Raw genomic sequence first — 15642 nt, 5'->3', positions numbered from 1 at the left:
CGCACAAGCTGGCGCGCGACCCGCGGGTAAGCTGCCTCGGGGCCGTCCTGCGAAAGACCAGCCTCGACGAGCTGCCGCAGTTCTGGAACGTGCTGAAGGGCGACATGAGCCTGGTCGGCCCCCGGCCGATCACCGCCGCCGAGATGGTGCTCTACGGCCCGCATATCGCGGCCTATCTCTCGCTGCGGCCCGGGCTGACCGGGCTCTGGCAGATCAGCGGCCGCAGCGGCACCAGCTATGCCGACCGCGTGGCGCTGGACGTGCGCTACTGCCTGACCCGCAGCTTCCGGATGGATCTCGGCATCCTCTTGCGCACTGTCCGCGTCGTCCTCACTGGGCATGGCGCATGCTGAGGGCCGATCAGTTGCCGCCGCTGCTGGTCGGCATCGCCACCACCGGCCGGCCCGAGATCCTCGGCCATACGCTGCGGGCGCTGGCGGGGCAGAGCCGCCCCCCCGACCGGCTGCTGCTCTGCGCGGCGGAGGGCAGCGACACGGCGGGCCTGCCGGCGCTGCCGGGAATGCGGCTGCTGACCGCGCCGCGCGGCCTGACCCGGCAGCGCAACGCCATCCTGGATCAGGCGGCGGCGGAGGATGTCATCCTGTTCCTCGACGACGATTTCCTGCCGGCGCCGGATTACCTCGAGCGCCTGGCCCGGGCCTTCGCCGCGCATCCGGAAGTGGTGATGATGACCGGGCGAGTGCTGGCTGATGGCATCGGCGGCGCGGGCCTCCGCCCCGAGGAGGCCGCCCGCATCCTCGCCGCCTCGCCCCCGGACCCCGGCGCCGGGATGACCCCGGTCTACAACGGCTATGGCTGCAACATGGCCTTCCGTGCCGGCCCGGTGCTGGCGGGGCTGCGCTTCGACGACCGGCTGCCGCTCTACGGCTGGCTGGAGGATGTGGATTTCTCGCGCCGGATCAGCGGCCACGGCCGGATCATGCGCAACGACGCGCTGCGCGGCGTGCATCTCGGGGTGAAATCCGGCCGGACCAGCGGGGTGCGGCTCGGCTATTCGCAGATCGCCAATCCGCTGCACCTGATCGCCCGGCGCAGCATGAGCCCGCCACGCGCCCTGCTCATGCTGGCGCGCAACGTCGCCGCGAACGGGGTGAAGGCGCTGCGGCCGGAGCCTTGGGTCGACCGTCGCGGCAGGCTGCGCGGCAATCTGCTGGCCTTCCGCGACCTGCTGCGCGGCCGGCTGGCGCCGGAGCGGGCGCTGGAGCTGCCATGAAGCCGCGCGTCGTGCTGTTGAGCGACTACGCCAGCGCGCGCGGCGGCGCCTCGGTGCTGGCCTTGCGGCTTGCCGACCTGCTGGCGGCGCGCGGGGTGAAGGTGACGCTCTTCGCCGGCGACGAGCCGCCGGCGACCGAGCCCGCCGGTTACCGCACCCTTACGCTGGGCGGCGCGCCGCTGCTGGCGGGAGGACCGCTGTCGGCGGCGCGGGGGATCTGGAACCGCGGCGCGCGCCGGGCGCTGGCCGGCTACATCGCCACGCAGGACACGCCCGAGACAGTCTATCACGTGCACGGCTTCCTGCAGACCTTGTCGCCCTCGATCTTCGCCGCTCTGGCCCCGGTCCGGCACCGGACGGTGATCCACGCGCATGACTATTTCCTCGCCTGCCCGAATGGCGCCTACTTCGACTACCGGCGGCGCGAGACTTGCCCGCTGGTTCCGCTCTCCGGCAACTGCCTGACGCGGCCCTGCGACAAGCGTAACCAGGCGCAGAAGCTGTGGCGTTTGGCGCGGCAGGCGGTGCAGGACCGGGCGGCGGCCGAGGTGCTGCGCGACGGCTCGGTGGTGCTGCTGCACGCCGGCATGGAACCGCTGCTGCGCCGCGCCCATCCCAGGCTTAACACGGAGGTGATCGCCAACCCGGTCGCGCCGGCCGAGCCGGTGGCGGCCGAGGCGAACCGCGGCATCCTCTATCTCGGCGACATCCACGCCTACAAGGGCGTGTTCGAATTCGCCGAGGCGGCCCGCCGCGCAGGCATCCGCCCCGAATTCGTCGGCGACGGCCAGGACCGCGCGGCGCTGGCCGCGGCCTATCCCGAGGCGGTGCTGCACGGCTGGCAGGACCGCGACGGGGTGCTGCGCCTGTTGCGCGGGGCCCGGGCGCTCGTCGCCCCGACGCTGGGGCCGGAACCCTTCGGCCTCGCCCCGGTCGAGGCGCTGAGCAACGGCGTGCCGGTGCTGGTCTCGGCCAGTCTGCTGGTGGCGGGCGACATCCGCCGCCTGCGCGCCGGGCTGAGCTTTCCGCCCGGCGATGTCGAGGCGCTGGCGCGGCTGCTGCGCGCGGTGTCGGCGCGGGACGGTCTGGTGCGCGGCCTGTCGCGCCGCGCCCCCGCCGCCGCGGCCCGGGTCTCGCTGACCCCCGACGCCTGGGCCGACCGGATCCTGTCGCTCTACGACCGCATCCTCGCCGCCGCCCCGTTTCCACCCGGAGCCACGCCCGCCCCTGCGTCGGCGGCCTCGCGCCCCCCGGCCGAGGTACCCGCCTCCGCCAGCTTCGGCCCGGCCCGCAACGCCGACCCGCCGAACGGCTGATTTTCCGCGGGCAGCGGCAGGGCGGGAGGGCGCTCCGCAGCATCACCATGATCGTGGCCGATCATCGTCGCTACTCCACGACGGGGGGATGTGTCGCAAAAACTTCTCAATAATGTAGGTTATACTACATTTTGTCCCGGTAGTGGCGTGAAGTCGACGCCAGCAGTCGCCTGGCTGACCTCTTGCAACCAAGGACCGAGAATGAACGAGACATCGAACACCGCGCGCGCCCGGCGGACGAGCTGGCGCATCGCCCTTTTGGGCACAGTGGCGCTGCTGCCGCTGATGGGCGCTCCCGCACGGGCCGACGACAGCGGCAACACGCTGCGCCTGCTGACGCTGAACATCTGGAACCAGTACAAGCAGCAGCCCGAGCGACCGACCCAGCTGATGATCCCGGGCGACTATGACGCGGTGCTCTTCCAGGAGGTGAACGGCAGCAACTACATCGAGAACATTCCTGGCCTGCTGAAAGATGCGGGTCTCGGGACCTATCAGGGCATCCGCAACGGCAGCTCCGGCGTCATCTCGCGCCTGCCGGGCAGCCTCGGCTCGATCGACCTGCCGGGCTCCAAGCAGGGCCGCGAAATCAGCTATGCCATTGCGACGGGCGCCGGCGGCCGTCCCGACACGACGATCGGCGCGGTGCATTTCGACTACGCCGACACCACGGCCGATCGGGTCAAAGAGGCCAAGGAGCTGAGCAAATGGGCCGCCAGCCTCTCCGGCCCGCTGATCATGGCCGGGGACTTCAACGCCGGCGACGTGTCCGAGCGCGGCCTGCACTCGGTCAGCCAGCAGGAGTTCCTGCTGCGGGTCTACACCAAGAACCCGAACAACAGCTTCTACTACGACCTGCTGAAGCAATACGCCAAGGACCAGACCGCGCTGGACAAGTTCATCGCTGACTGGCGCGGCAAGGGCGGCAGCGCGATCGACGGGGCGACGGTCCCGACCGGCCTGTTCGAGGAAGAGACCTATCCGATCGCCGGAAACACCCCGGTCACGATGAACGTGCTGAAGAAGCAGTTCATGCTGTTCCAGACCGAGGCCGAGCGCGAGGGCTTCGCCCCGCATGACCTGGGCGACGGCAGCACCACCTGGCCGTCCTACGGCGAGGATGACACCAACACCTGGGGCAGCTGGGACCGGGTGAAGATCGACCACTTCCTGATCTCGCGGCCCTTCGGCAAGTGGTTCGCCCTCACCGACGATCCCGAGGACGAATATCTCGGCGTGATCGACAAGTTCTACGTGACCAACCCCGATAACAGCCAGACGCCGCTGTCGGACCACGAGCCGGTGGCGCATGAGTTCACCTGGGTCGGCCCGCAGCTGGAACGCTACACCGGCGCCGATGGCGAGGCGACGCGGCTGGTCTGGGGCGCCGACGCGGCGCAATTCGCGGAGAAGGAGAAGGAGTTCTTCCTCACCCGCAACAACATGCGCACCGATGTCTACCTCGGCCAGATCGCCGACGCCGACGGCAACCCGATCCTCACCGACCTGACGCTGGCGGAGAAGAAGACCCTGCTCGACTGCGAAAGCACCGACCCGCGCTTCCAACAGGCGATCGTCGACTACTGCATCGACGACCATTCCTTCATCGGCGAGACTCTGGTCACCGACGAGGGCACGGTGATCGTGAACGAGGACGCGGCGCTCGGCGGCGCCGATGCGACGCTGCGCCTCTCGGACGGCAGCCTGCGCATCGCCGGCACGGCGATGACCACGCTCGCCCGCAACGTCTCGCTGGAAGGCGAGGGCGGAACCATCGAGATCGCCTCCGACAACGCGGCCATCACCGCCTCCGGCGTGTTCTCCGGCACGGGCGCCTTCACCAAGTCCGGCGAGGGCCTGCTGGCCCTGACCGGGGCGAGCAGCTACACCGGCGCCACCACGGTGGCCGCGGGCGAGCTGCTGGTCAAGGGCAGCATCGCCAGCTCGGCGATGACCACGGTGGCCAACGGCGCGGCCCTCGCCGGCTCCGGCACGGTGGGCAATGCCACCATCGCCTCCGGCGGCACGCTGCACACGGGGTCCGAGCTCGGCGCCCTGAAGGTGCAGGGCGACCTGACCTTCGCCCAGGGCTCGACCTTCGCCGTCGAGACCGGCGCGGAGGGCGGCTCGAACACCGTCAAGGTCAGCGGCACCGCCAAGCTGAACGGCTCGGTGCTCGCGCTCGGCGGCTCGGGCGTCTACAAGCCCTCGACCAGCTACACGCTGCTTTCGGCGGCCAAGGGGCTGGAAGGCAGCTTCGGCTCGGTCAGCTCGACGCTGGCTTTCATGGACGCCTCGCTCGCCTATGGCGAGACCGATGTCTCGCTGACGCTCGACCGCAACGACACCGCCTTCGACCGGGTGGCGCGCAGCGCCAACGGCCGCGCGGCGGCGACCGGGGTCGAGAGCCTCGGCATGGGCAACGCGGTCTATGACGAGGTGGTCATGACCGACGTCGAGACGGCGAACGCCGCCTTCGACAGCCTGTCGGGCGAGGCGCATGCCGCCGCGCTGGCCGCCGATGTCGGCAGCGCCCTCACCCTGGGCGACGTGATGAACGGCCGCAGCCGCGGCTTCACCTCGGGGACCGAGGTCGCCCGCGGCGCCATCGGCGGTGCGAGCACGGCCAGCGTCTGGGCGAAGGCCTACGGCGCCTGGGGCGAAAGCGGGGCCGACGGGGTCTCCGACGCCGACCGCAACGCGGCGGGCACGCTCTTCGGCCTCGACGGCGAGGTCGGCGACAACTGGCGTCTCGGCGTGGTCGCGGGCTTCGGCACGTCCACGGTGAAACTGTCCGACTCGCGCGTCGAGGCCGACAGCTACCACCTCGGGATCTACGGCGGCACCACCTCCGGTCCGATGGGCCTGCGCTTCGGCCTCACCCACAGCCTGAACGACAACGACAGCCGTCGCGGCGTGACCTATGGCGCCGTGTCCGAGACCCTGACCGCGAGCTATGACAGCCAGGTGACCCAGCTGTTCGGCGAGGCGAGCTACCGCATCGACACCGCCCGCGGCCTCTTGGAGCCCTTCGTCGGTCTGGCGCAACTGCATGCCTCGACCGACGGTTTCACCGAAAGCGGCGGCGCTTCGGCGCTCACCGGCTCGGACGCCAAGATGGACACGACCTTCGCCACGCTGGGCCTGCGCACCGAACAGGGCTTCGAGCTCGGCGGCCGCCGCGCGCTGTTCGAGGGCGAGATCGGCCTGCGCCACGCCTTCGGCGATGTCGATCCGGAGACCACGCTGGCCTTCGCGGGCGGCTCGGAGTTCGGCGTGACCGGCGCGCCGGTGGCGGAGAACACCGCGATCCTGCGGGCCTCGGTGGCGCTCGACCTCGCGCCCGGGGCGGATGTCTCGGTCGGCTATGCCGGCGCCTTCGGCGACGACATCACCGACCACCGCCTTGCCGCCAATCTGCGCGTGAAGTTCTGAGCCCTGCAGAAGGGGGGCGCCCGGCGTCCCCCTTCCGTGCCAGACTGCAGCAGACGCTCAACGACTGCGGAGACGTGATGCAGGACGCCGACAAGAAGACCCGCCGCCATTCCGAACTGCTGGCGCATCTGCATCAGCACCATTTCATTTCGCTGGAAGACATCTCCAGCCGCTTCGCCGTCACCAGCCAGACCGCGCGTCGCGATCTCATCACCCTCGAGGAGGCCGGCAAGGTGGTGCGCCGCCATGGCGGGGCGACGCTGGCCGAGCCGCCGATCGACCCGGTCACCTACCGCCGCCGCCGCATCGAGCATGCCGCCGGCAAGGCCCGCATCGGCCGCCGCGTGGCCGAGCTGGTGGGCGACGGCGCGGCGCTGTTCCTCGACACCGGCACGACCTGCGAGGCGGTCGCCGCCGAGCTGACCACCCGGCGCGACCTGCGGGTGGTGACCTACAGCCTGCGCTCGGCCACGCTGCTGAGCGAGGTGGAAAGCGCCTCGGTCGCTGTGCCGGGCGGTTTCGTGCGCCATGTCGACGCCGGGGTGCTGAGCCATGGCACCGAGGATTTCGTGCGCCGCTTCCGCTTCGACGCCGCGGTGATCTCGGTCAGTGGCATCGACGCGGGAGGCGAGATGGGCGACGACGATCCGGGCGAGGTGCTCGCCGTGCGCGCTGCCATGCAGCGCGCCGACCGCACCATCCTTGCCGTCGACAGCTCCAAGTTCGGTCGCCGCGCCCTCGTCTGCCTCGGCTCCATCGCCGATGTCGACATCCTCGTCACCGATGTCGCCCCGCCCCCCGAGCTCCGCGCCCTGCTGGAGGCGGGCGGCGTGACGGTCGAGGTGTGCTGAGCGGGGCTCCCGGGCGCTCCCCCGCATGGCCCTCCCACTCATGACGCTCTCCGGCGCGCCCTTCCGTTTCTCCTTGCCCAAATACTCATCTTCCCGGCCGCCGCGCCGCCCTGTCCATGCCGCGACCGGCCGCCGCTTTCCCCGGCAGCGCCGTCGCCGGGGGCTCGATGCCCCCGGTGACGGCTCCACCTCACGCAGCCCTTGCCGTCGGGGTTGCGCATCGTCCCTCCCGGGCCCGGCGGCGCCCTCTCCACCTGCGCCCGCCGCGCTTATGATGCTAGGGTCTCAGTTCCACCACGGCACCAGATCGGCCGGGTTCAGCGCGCGCCAGCGGTGCGAGGGGCGTTCCGGGTCGAGGAGGTCGCTTTCGCGCAGCAGGTTGTCCTCCACCGCGTTCAGCTCCGGCGGCTCGAAGGGCACCAGCGAGCGCGCCTCGGAGCGCAACGCCTCGATGGCGCCGATCAGCGAGCCCTCCCGCTCCAGCGCCTCCTCCACCTCGGCGCGGCTGCGGCCCAGATGCTCGGCCACGAGGTCGTTGCGCAGCCCGGTGATCGTGTGGCGCAGCGCATCGTCGGCAATGCTCTCCGCCTCCACCGAGAGATCGCATTCGGTATCGAAACCCATCGAGCGGTTGTTCAGGTTCGACGACCCGACCCGCAGCAGCCGGTCGTCCATCACCAGCACCTTGGCGTGGACATAGATCGGCTGCCGCCCCTCGGTCACCGGCGTGTAGATCCGGAAACGGCCGTGGATGTCGGCCTCGCGCACCAGCCGCAGCAGGCGCGCGCGGGAGGAGCCCATCACCTCCTCCTCCAGCCAGCCGTCGGCGGTCTCGGGGTTGATCACCACGATCTCCGGCCCTTCGGGTTCGCGCAGCCGGGCGATCATCGCCTCGGCGATCCGGCGCGAGGCGAAATACTGGCTCTCGATGTAGAGCACCCGCCGGGTCGCCGCGATGGCGGCGAGATAGAGCGCCTCGATCTCGTTCACCGCCTCGCGGCCGTCATAGGCGGGCAGGGTGCGCGAGATGGCGACATCGACCTCGGTCAGCGTCGGCTCCAGCCCCTCGGGCCAGCGCGGCAACACCGGCGGCGGCGGGGCGAGCTCGGCTCCGGTCGCGTGTTTCCAGCGCTCGCGCGCCAGCTCGGCCAGCGCCCGGGCCGCGTCGCCGTCGACGGCGGTGGTGATGTCGTGCCAGGGACCGTAGGCGCGTTTCGAGGTCGGGCGGACGCGGTGCGGGTCGTCATCGGCGTGGTCGCGGGTGTCCCAACGGTCGGCGGTCATGTCGATGCCGCCGCAGAAGGCCAGCGTGTCGTCGATCACCACGATCTTCTGGTGATGCGCCGCCCCGGTCGGATGGGCATGGTCCAGCTTGATGTGGATGCGGTCGTTCGACAGCCAGTCGAACAGCGCCAGCGGGGTGGAGCCGCGGCCCAGCGTCTGCAGCATGCCGAGATCCCATTTCAGCATGTGGATGTTCAGGTCCGGGTTGGTCTTCACCGCCCAGTCGAGGAACTTGCCGAGCGCGTTCGGCGCCTCCTCCTCGCCGTCCAGCGGGTCGAGCAGGATGCGCGTGTCGAAATCCCAGCCGATGAGGATGACCGAGTGCCGCGCCTGCCGGATGGCGGTGCGGATGGTCCGGAAGTAATCCGCCGCGTCGACGATCACCGCCAGCCGCGCCGCCCGCTCGATCCGCCAGCAGGTGTCGCCGGGGCGCAGCACCGCCCCGTCCCGTCCCGTCTTGCCGCCCGTTTCGCTGCCCACTGCGGAAGTCTCCTTTCGATCTTAATCCGGGCCGATTGCAGCCCCGGTTGTCGCCTTGGCGCCGCCGGCCCCTGCGCCCCCTGCAGACCTTTCGGGTCCGGACGGAACAACCGACATCCTGTGCTGTTCTGCTCACAATGCCGTGTCAGGAGCGTGTATGGGGCGAAGGTATAGCAGTGCGGCCGCATTTTCCATGGCCGGCGCCCTCGCCGCCTGCGACGGCCCGCAATCGGCGCTGCGGACCGGGGGCGTGGACGCGGCGCAGTTGGCGCAGCTGTTCTGGGTCATGCTGGCCGGAGCGGTCGTGCTCTGGCTGCTGGTCAACGGGCTCTTCCTCTATGTCACCCGCATCAAGACGCGGTCGCTGTCGCGCAAATGGGCCGAGGCGCTGATCATCGGCGGCGGGATCGTCTTCCCGACCATCGTGCTTGGCGCGCTGCTCGCCTACGGGCTGACGATGATGCCGGACCAGCGCGCGCCCGGCGACGGGCTGCGGGTGCGCATCACCGGCGAGCAGTGGTGGTGGCGGGTGGAATACTGGCCGGAGGGCGCGGAGACGCCGGTGATCTCGGCCAACGAGCTGCGCCTGCCCGCCGGGCTGCGCAGCGAGATCGAGCTGACCTCCGCCGAGGTGATCCATTCCTTCTGGGTTCCCGGCCTCGGCGGCAAGACCGACATGTTCCCCGGCCGCCCGACCCGCATGTCGCTGGAGCCGACGGAGCCCGGCTCCTACCGAGGCCAGTGCGCCGAGTTCTGCGGCGCCTCCCACGCGCTGATGGCGATGCAGGCCGTGGTGATGGAGCCCGCGGCCTTCGACGCCTGGCTGGCCAAGGAGGCCGCGCCCGCCAGCCTGCCGGAAGGACCGGGGCGTGACCTCTTCTTCCGCGAGGGCTGCGGCGCCTGCCACAGCCTGCGCGGCACCGAGGCTGCGGGGGCGGTGGGGCCGGACCTGACCCATCTCGGCGGGCGCAGCTCGCTGGCGGCGGGGATCCTGCCGATGACCTCCGAGGCGCTGGCGCGCTGGATCTTCGACCCCGCCTCGATCAAGCCGGAGGCCCATATGCCCGCCTATTCCCACCTGAGCGACGCGGAGCTGGCCAGCCTCGCCGGCTGGCTGGAGCAGCTGCAATGAGCCGCCAGCCGAACGACGCGCCGCCGCCCGAGGGGGTCTTCCCGCCGACCGAGGCGATGCTGGCGCAGCCGGTGCCCTTGGCCGAACAGGAGGCGCAGGCCGAGCGGCTGCGCCGGGTCTGGGCCTCGCCGAAGGGCTGGCGCATCCTGTCGGATGTGAACAACACCTCGGTCGGGGTCTGGTACGCGCTGACCTGCCTGTTCTTCATGCTCTGCGCCGGGGTGCTGGCGCTGCTGATGCGGGTGCAGCTCGCCGTGCCCGACAACGACTTCCTGTCGGCCGACCGCTACAACCAGTTCTTCACCATGCATGGCTCGGCGATGATGTTCCTCTTCGCCGTGCCGCTGTTCGAGGCGATCGCCATCCTGATCCTGCCCTCGCTGATGGGCGCGCGCGACCTGCCCTTCCCGCGGCTCTCGGCCTATGGCTACTGGTGTTTCCTGATCGGCGGCATCTTCGTGCTGGGCTCGGTGCTGTTCGACGCGGCGCCGAAATCGGGCTGGTTCATGTACCCGCCGCTGGCCACCAAGCAGGGCGGGATCGGGGCCGACATCTGGCTGCTCGGCCTGTCCTTCATCGAGGTCGCCTCGATCGCCGCGGCGGTGGAACTGATCGTCGGCGTGCTGAAATGCCGGCCGCCGGGGATGCGGGTCAACCTGATGCCGCTCTACGCCTGGTATGTGCTGGTGGTCGGCGGGATGATCCTCTTCGCCTTCCCGCCGCTGATCGCCGGCGACTTCCTGTTCGAGATGGAGCGGTCCTTCGACTGGCCGTTCTTCGACCCGGAGCGCGGCGGCGACCCGATGCTCTGGCAGCACCTGTTCTGGATCTTCGGCCATCCGGAGGTCTACATCATCTTCCTGCCCTCGATCGCCATCGCCGCGATGATCGTCCCCACCGCCGCCCGGCGGCCGATCGTCGGCTATTCCTGGATCGTGCTCTCCGCCGTCGGAACCGGCTTCCTCAGCTTCGGGCTCTGGGTGCACCACATGTTCACCACCGGGCTGCCGTCGATGTCGATCGGCTTCTTCTCGGCGGCGTCCGAGGCGGTGGTGATCCCCACCGGGGTGCAGCTCTTCGCCTTCGTCGCGACGCTGATGGTCGGCCGGGTGCGGATGATCCCGCCGATGCTGTGGATCGCCGGCGCCCTCGCCATCTTCACCGCGGGCGGGCTGACCGGGGTGATGGTCGCCGTCGCGCCCTTCGACTGGCAGGTGCACGATTCCTACTTCATCGTGGCGCATCTGCATTACACGCTGTTCGGCGGCATGATCTTCCCGGTGATTGGCGGCATCTACTACTTCTACCCGCTCATCACCAAGAAGATGATGTCCCCCCGGCTCAGCAAATGGGCCTTCTGGCTGATCTTCACCGGCTTCAACCTCTCCTTCATGCCGATGCATCTCACCGGGCTGAAGGGCATGCCGCGGCGGGTCTTCACCTATCCCTCGGGGCTGGGCTGGGACTGGCTGAACCTGGTCTCCACCCTCGCCTCCTTCATCATCGCCGCCGGCTTCGCGGTCTTCGTCTGGGATCTGCTCAGGCCGAAGGCTCGGCAGGGCGACCCCGAGCGCAACCCTTGGCAGGCCGGCACGCTGGAATGGACGCATGACGTGCCGGGCGAGGACTGGGGCGTGCGGTCGATCCCCTATGTGAACACCCGCTACCCGCTCTGGCAGCAGGAGAAGCTGGTGGAGCGGATGGACGCCGGGCGCTTCTACCTGCCCGACGCCGCCGACGGCGAGCGCGAGACGCTGGTCACCTCGGTGATCGACGGCCGGCCGCTGCAGGTGCTGCGGGTGGCGACGACGACCTGGATCACCCTCGTCGCGGCGGCGCTGACCGGCGGAGCCTTCATCTTCCCGACCTTCCACTGGTACTGGCCCGCCGGCATCTCAGGGGCGCTGGCGGTCATCAGCATCCTGTGGTGGCTCTGGACCTCCACCGCGCTGATCCCGGCCAAGGAGACCAAGGACGTCGGGCTGGACCTGCGACTGCCGACCTATGTCTCCGGCTCGGGGGCGGTGGGCTGGTGGGCGATGTGGATCACCATGCTCGGCGATTCCACCGCCTTCGCCAGCCTCGTCTTCGGCGTGTTCTTCTACTGGACCGCCGGCGCCGACTTCCCGCCCGAGGGCGCCGACCATGCCGCCTGGCCTTGGTCGCTCATGGCGCTCGGCCTGCTCACGGCAAGCTGGGCGCTGATGCTCACGGCCCGCGGCGCCAACCGGCGGGACCGGACCGGCGCCGCCCGGCTCTGCCTCTGCCTCGCGCCGCTGCTGGCCCTCGGCGGCGGCGCCGCCATGCTGGCCGCGGTCATGCTGCCCGATATGGAGCCCACCTCGCATGTCTATCCGGCGACGATGTGGGGGCTCACGATCTGGACCCTTGCCCATGTCGGGGCAGGGGTCATCATGCAGCTCTACGCGCTGGCCGGGCTGGTCTTCGGCCGCATCACGCCGCGCTACGACGCGCCGATGTGGAACGTCACGCTGTTCTGGCACTTCCTTGCGTTGACGGTGCTGGTCACCACCGCCGTCACCGCCGGTTTCCCGAGGATGCTCTGATGCAGGACAAGCCGCACCGCAGCCAGGAACAGGAATTCTCCGAGGAGCGCTCCAGCCTCTGGCGCATCACCTTCGGCCCGCTGGTCTGGGCGGTCCACTTCGTCGCCAGCTACGCCGCCACCGCTGCCTTCTGCGCCAAATGGCCCGAGCCGGAGACCCATATCGACCTCCTGCGCCTCGGCGTCGGGCTGGCGACGCTGGTCGCCCTGGCCGCCATCGGCTGGCTCGGCTGGCTGGCCTGGCGGCAATGGGATTTCCTCGACGACCACGATTATGCCCATGCCGACGGCAACAGCGAGGACCGGCACGAATTCCTCGGCCATGCCGCCTTCCTCTTGGCGGTGGTCTCGTTCATCGGCGTGGTCTATTCCGGCCTGCCCGCCCTCTTCGCCGGGTCCTGTCGGTGAGGGCCGCGGCGCTCACCGTCGCCGTGCTGGCGCTGGCGCTCGCCTGGGTCGCGCCGCTGGAGCGCTGGCTCGGCGCCTTTCCGGCGCATATGCTGGGGCACATGACGCTGGTGGCGGTCGCCGCGCCGGCGCTGGTGCTGGCCTTTCCGCAGGGCTTCGCCCGGCTCGGCGTGCCAGTGCTGGCCGGGGCGGTGCTGGAGTTCCTGATCGTCTGGGGCTGGCACCTGCCGGCGCTGCATGGCGCGGCGCGGCTGGCGCTGCCTTGGCATCTGGCGGAGCAGGCGCTGTTCCTCGCCGGCGGGCTCGCGGTCTGGGCCGGGGCGCTGCGCGCTGCCGAGCCGCTGGCCGGCGCCGGGGCGCTGCTGCTGACCTCGATGCACATGACCCTGCTCGGCGCGCTGCTGGTGCTGGCGGGCAAGGACCTCTACGCCGAGATCTGCGGCACGCCGCCCTCGCTGCCGGGGCAACAGCTGGGCGGGCTGCTGATGCTGGGGATCGGCACGCCGATCTACCTCTTCGGCGGGCTCTGGCTGACCGCCTCGGCGCTGCGCCGACCCGACAGCGCGGAGGCCGGGGCATGAAGACGGTGCTGAAGACCACGGTCGCGCTGGCCGGCCTCGCGCTTCTCGCCGGTCTGGCGGTGGTGTTTCTCGGACTGTTCAACACCTCGGCCCGCAACGGCCACCTGCCGCTGGTCGCCCCGGTGCTGCACACCACCTTCCGCAACTCGGTCGAACTGCGCGCCCCGCCGCCCTCGGAGGTGCCGGAGCTCGACGAGGCGCGCGCGGCGCTTGGCGCGCGGCATTACGACACCGCCTGCAAGATCTGCCACGGCGCGCCGGGCCAGCCGCGCAGCGCCACCATCCGCGCGATGGTCCCCCAGCCGCCGCCGATCGCCGAGGCGGTTTCCGACTGGGCGCCGAACGAACTCGGCTGGATCGTCCGCGAGGGCGTGAAGATGAGCGGCATGCCCGGCTGGCCCTCGACCCGCGACGACGAGGTCTGGGCGCTGGTCGCCTTCCTCACCCGCGTGCCGGGGATGGCGGCGGAGGACTACGCCCGCCTGACCGCACCGCCGCCGGTCGAGGGGCCGGAGGGCGTCACCTATTGCGCCGGCTGCCACGGGGCGGAGGGTGTCTCCGGCAATCCGCACATCCCCCGGCTCGACATCCTGTCGGCCGACTACATCGCCCTGTCGCTGCGCAGCTACGCCGAAGGCGAGCGGCAGAGCGGGATCATGGCGCAGGCGGTCAGCCTCGTGCCGGAGCAGGCGCTGGCCGACTATGTCGCGCATTTCGCCGCTTCCCCGGCGGGCGAGGCGCCGGAGGCTCCCGCCGACCCCGGCGGCGGGCTGGTGGAGCGCGGCCGCGCCCTCGCGCTGGCGACCGACACCAGCCGCAAGGTGCCGGCCTGCAGCGCCTGCCACGGCCCCTCGCGCGAGGCCCGCTCCGATGCGCCGCGACTGGCGGGCCAGTATGCGCCCTATCTCGACCGGCAGCTCCGGCTCTGGCGCAACGGCCTGCGCGGCGGCGGCCCGCGGGCGAATATCATGCGCGAGGCCGCCGCCCGGCTGACCGACGAGGACATCGCGGCGCTGGCCGCCTTCTATGCCTCGTCTGGGGACCAGACGGCGCAGTGAGCCTTCCTGCCTGATGGGATCGGGCGGAGCATGCGGGCTCTCGGCTGGAAGCGGGGAGCCTGCCGCGTCCGTCGCGCATCCCCGGCCCCATGTGATCCAGTTTCCAACAGGGCGGGGCTCACCTTGACCCGCGTGGTCGTCGGCTGCGGATCGACCGACCCGCAAGGCAGCCAGAGAAAACAGAAAGGGCGGCGCAAGACCTGCGCCGCCCCTCCTTTCAGCTCTCGGCTGTTCAGCCGGAGATCTCGATCTCCCGGCTGTCCTCCAGCCGCGCGTTGTCGTCGAACTCGAAGCCGCCGGCGCTCTCGATCTCTTCCGCGGTCATGGTGCTCAGCTGCAGGTGGTCGCCGCCGAACATCACGCGCGAGATCGGGATGCCGATCTCGCGGCCGCCGAAGCCGAGGAAGCCGCCGTCGCGCAGCACCAGCATTACCTGCTCGCCCTCGCCGACGATGGCATGCGGCGTGCCGACATCCTCGCCCTCGGCGCCGACGACCCGCATGTCCATCAACTGGCCCACGGTCACGGTCTGCGGCAGACCCGCGGCCGGCTGCTGGCCCGCCTGCTGCTGCCCCGCCTGCTGTTCAGCCGCCGGCTGCCCGGCCGCCTGCTGTTGCTGCTGCTGCTCCTGCTGGCGACGCGCCTGCCGCTCTTCCTCGGTCTCGAAGGTCACCGAGGGCTCGCCCACGGTGACGAGCTCGACTGTCGGCTGGTCCGGCATGCTCACCGTCACCTGCGCCTCGGCCTGCTCGAAGCTCACCTGCGGCTCTGCCTGGGTATAGTTGTACTCGGCCTCGCCCTCCGGCTGGACCATCTCGACCTGCGCCTCGCCGGTGCCGAGCCGGACATTGCCCTCGGTCCGGGAGGTCATCCCCGCCTGGGCCTCGCCCGTAACCGCCTGATCCGTCGCGCCCTGCGCCTGGGTGGTCGCGGTCTCCGCCGCATCGGCGTCCTGATCGACGTCGAGATCGACGGTCAGCTCCGGATCGCCCTGCCGCACCGAAACCTGCGGGTCGCCCTGCACAACCTCGACCTGAGGATCGGCGTTTGATACCTGCACATCGGGCTGCGACGAGCGGATGTAGATCGTCGGCGCCGGGATCTCCACCGTCACCAGGATCTGCGGCACCTCGATCGAGATGCGCGGCTGTTCCTGCCGGACCTGGATGTCGGTCGGCTGCTCGCTGATCTGCACCTGCGGCTGCGCCTTGCGCACCGTCACCTGCGGCGGCGGCACCTGCACATCGACCTGCGGATCCGGCACGCGGACCTGCGCCTGCCCCTCGATCACCGCCTG

The 15642-nt window shown here is 70.7% G+C and carries 12 protein-coding genes; 10 read left to right on the top strand and 2 right to left on the bottom strand.

The window, feature by feature from the left end:
- The 5 genes from C5F48_RS16725 to C5F48_RS16705 form a co-directional block, all read left to right on the top strand.
- On the top strand, positions 1-353 hold a 353-nt coding region (locus C5F48_RS16725; RefSeq protein ID WP_146170624.1), incomplete at its 5' end, for a sugar transferase.
- Positions 347-1234: a glycosyltransferase family 2 protein gene (locus C5F48_RS16720; RefSeq protein ID WP_107665008.1), complete on the top strand. Its 888-nt coding sequence runs from the start codon at positions 347-349 to the stop codon at positions 1232-1234. The genes C5F48_RS16725 and C5F48_RS16720, both read left to right, overlap by 7 nt.
- Entirely contained in the window at positions 1231-2550 is a 1320-nt protein-coding gene (locus C5F48_RS16715; protein ID WP_107665007.1) for a glycosyltransferase, read from the top strand. Before C5F48_RS16720 ends, C5F48_RS16715 begins: the two co-directional genes overlap by 4 nt.
- A 201-nt stretch (positions 2551-2751) precedes the next feature.
- On the top strand, positions 2752-5985 hold the full coding sequence (locus C5F48_RS16710; RefSeq protein WP_107665006.1) for an autotransporter domain-containing protein: 3234 nt from the start codon (positions 2752-2754) through the stop codon (positions 5983-5985).
- A gap of 77 nt (positions 5986-6062) precedes the next feature.
- Positions 6063-6836 carry a DeoR/GlpR family DNA-binding transcription regulator gene (locus C5F48_RS16705; protein WP_107665005.1) on the top strand — a complete coding sequence of 258 codons (774 nt, stop codon included), beginning with the start codon at positions 6063-6065 and terminating at the stop codon, positions 6834-6836.
- Positions 6837-7121: 285 nt separating this feature from the next.
- Here C5F48_RS16705 and C5F48_RS16700 read toward each other — a convergent pair whose 3' ends face one another.
- A complete protein-coding gene (locus C5F48_RS16700; RefSeq protein WP_107665004.1) occupies positions 7122-8600 on the bottom strand; it encodes a phospholipase D-like domain-containing protein in 1479 nt (492 codons plus the stop codon).
- 157 nt (positions 8601-8757) lie between these two features.
- Here C5F48_RS16700 and coxB point away from each other — a divergent pair, with 157 nt between their 5' ends.
- From coxB to C5F48_RS16680, 5 genes are read left to right on the top strand one after another with little or no spacing between them, the layout of a single operon-like run.
- Positions 8758-9732, top strand: a complete 975-nt coding sequence (gene coxB, locus C5F48_RS16695; RefSeq protein ID WP_107665003.1) for a cytochrome c oxidase subunit II — start codon at positions 8758-8760, stop codon at positions 9730-9732.
- The gene (gene ctaD, locus C5F48_RS16690; protein WP_107665002.1) at positions 9729-12299 is read left to right on the top strand and encodes a cytochrome c oxidase subunit I; all 2571 of its coding nucleotides are present in this window, start codon (positions 9729-9731) and stop codon (positions 12297-12299) included. The genes coxB and ctaD overlap by 4 nt, the downstream gene beginning before the upstream one ends.
- The gene (locus C5F48_RS26105; protein ID WP_245941352.1) at positions 12299-12706 is read left to right on the top strand and encodes a hypothetical protein; all 408 of its coding nucleotides are present in this window, start codon (positions 12299-12301) and stop codon (positions 12704-12706) included. Before ctaD ends, C5F48_RS26105 begins: the two co-directional genes overlap by 1 nt.
- Entirely contained in the window at positions 12703-13287 is a 585-nt protein-coding gene (locus C5F48_RS16685; RefSeq protein WP_245941353.1) for a cytochrome c oxidase assembly protein, read from the top strand. Before C5F48_RS26105 ends, C5F48_RS16685 begins: the two co-directional genes overlap by 4 nt.
- Before the next feature lie 8 nt (positions 13288-13295).
- On the top strand, positions 13296-14345 hold the full coding sequence (locus C5F48_RS16680; RefSeq protein WP_107665009.1) for a c-type cytochrome: 1050 nt from the start codon (positions 13296-13298) through the stop codon (positions 14343-14345).
- Between the two features lie 232 nt (positions 14346-14577).
- Here the strand turns inward: C5F48_RS16680 and C5F48_RS16675 are convergent.
- The coding region (locus C5F48_RS16675) for a PRC-barrel domain-containing protein (protein WP_181247717.1) at positions 14578-15642 on the bottom strand (1065 nt) is incomplete at its 5' end.

Origin of the sequence: Cereibacter changlensis JA139, assembly GCF_003034985.1 — a bacterium.
GTDB classification, from domain to species: domain Bacteria; phylum Pseudomonadota; class Alphaproteobacteria; order Rhodobacterales; family Rhodobacteraceae; genus Cereibacter; species Cereibacter changlensis.
Note: the sequence above shows the minus strand (reverse complement) of the source record. Positions and strands in the feature narration are given on the sequence as shown.

What these genes read in the sequence shown, in the direction of transcription:
- C5F48_RS16720 (WP_107665008.1), top strand. Translation starts at nt 347, where the DNA reads ATGCTGAGGGCCGATCAGTTGCCGCCGCTGCTGGTCGGCATCGCCACC.
- coxB (WP_107665003.1), top strand. Translation starts at nt 8,758, where the DNA reads ATGGGGCGAAGGTATAGCAGTGCGGCCGCATTTTCCATGGCCGGCGCC.
- C5F48_RS16715 (WP_107665007.1), top strand. Translation starts at nt 1,231, where the DNA reads ATGAAGCCGCGCGTCGTGCTGTTGAGCGACTACGCCAGCGCGCGCGGC.
- C5F48_RS16710 (WP_107665006.1), top strand. Translation starts at nt 2,752, where the DNA reads ATGAACGAGACATCGAACACCGCGCGCGCCCGGCGGACGAGCTGGCGC.
- C5F48_RS16705 (WP_107665005.1), top strand. Translation starts at nt 6,063, where the DNA reads ATGCAGGACGCCGACAAGAAGACCCGCCGCCATTCCGAACTGCTGGCG.
- ctaD (WP_107665002.1), top strand. Translation starts at nt 9,729, where the DNA reads ATGAGCCGCCAGCCGAACGACGCGCCGCCGCCCGAGGGGGTCTTCCCG.
- C5F48_RS26105 (WP_245941352.1), top strand. Translation starts at nt 12,299, where the DNA reads ATGCAGGACAAGCCGCACCGCAGCCAGGAACAGGAATTCTCCGAGGAG.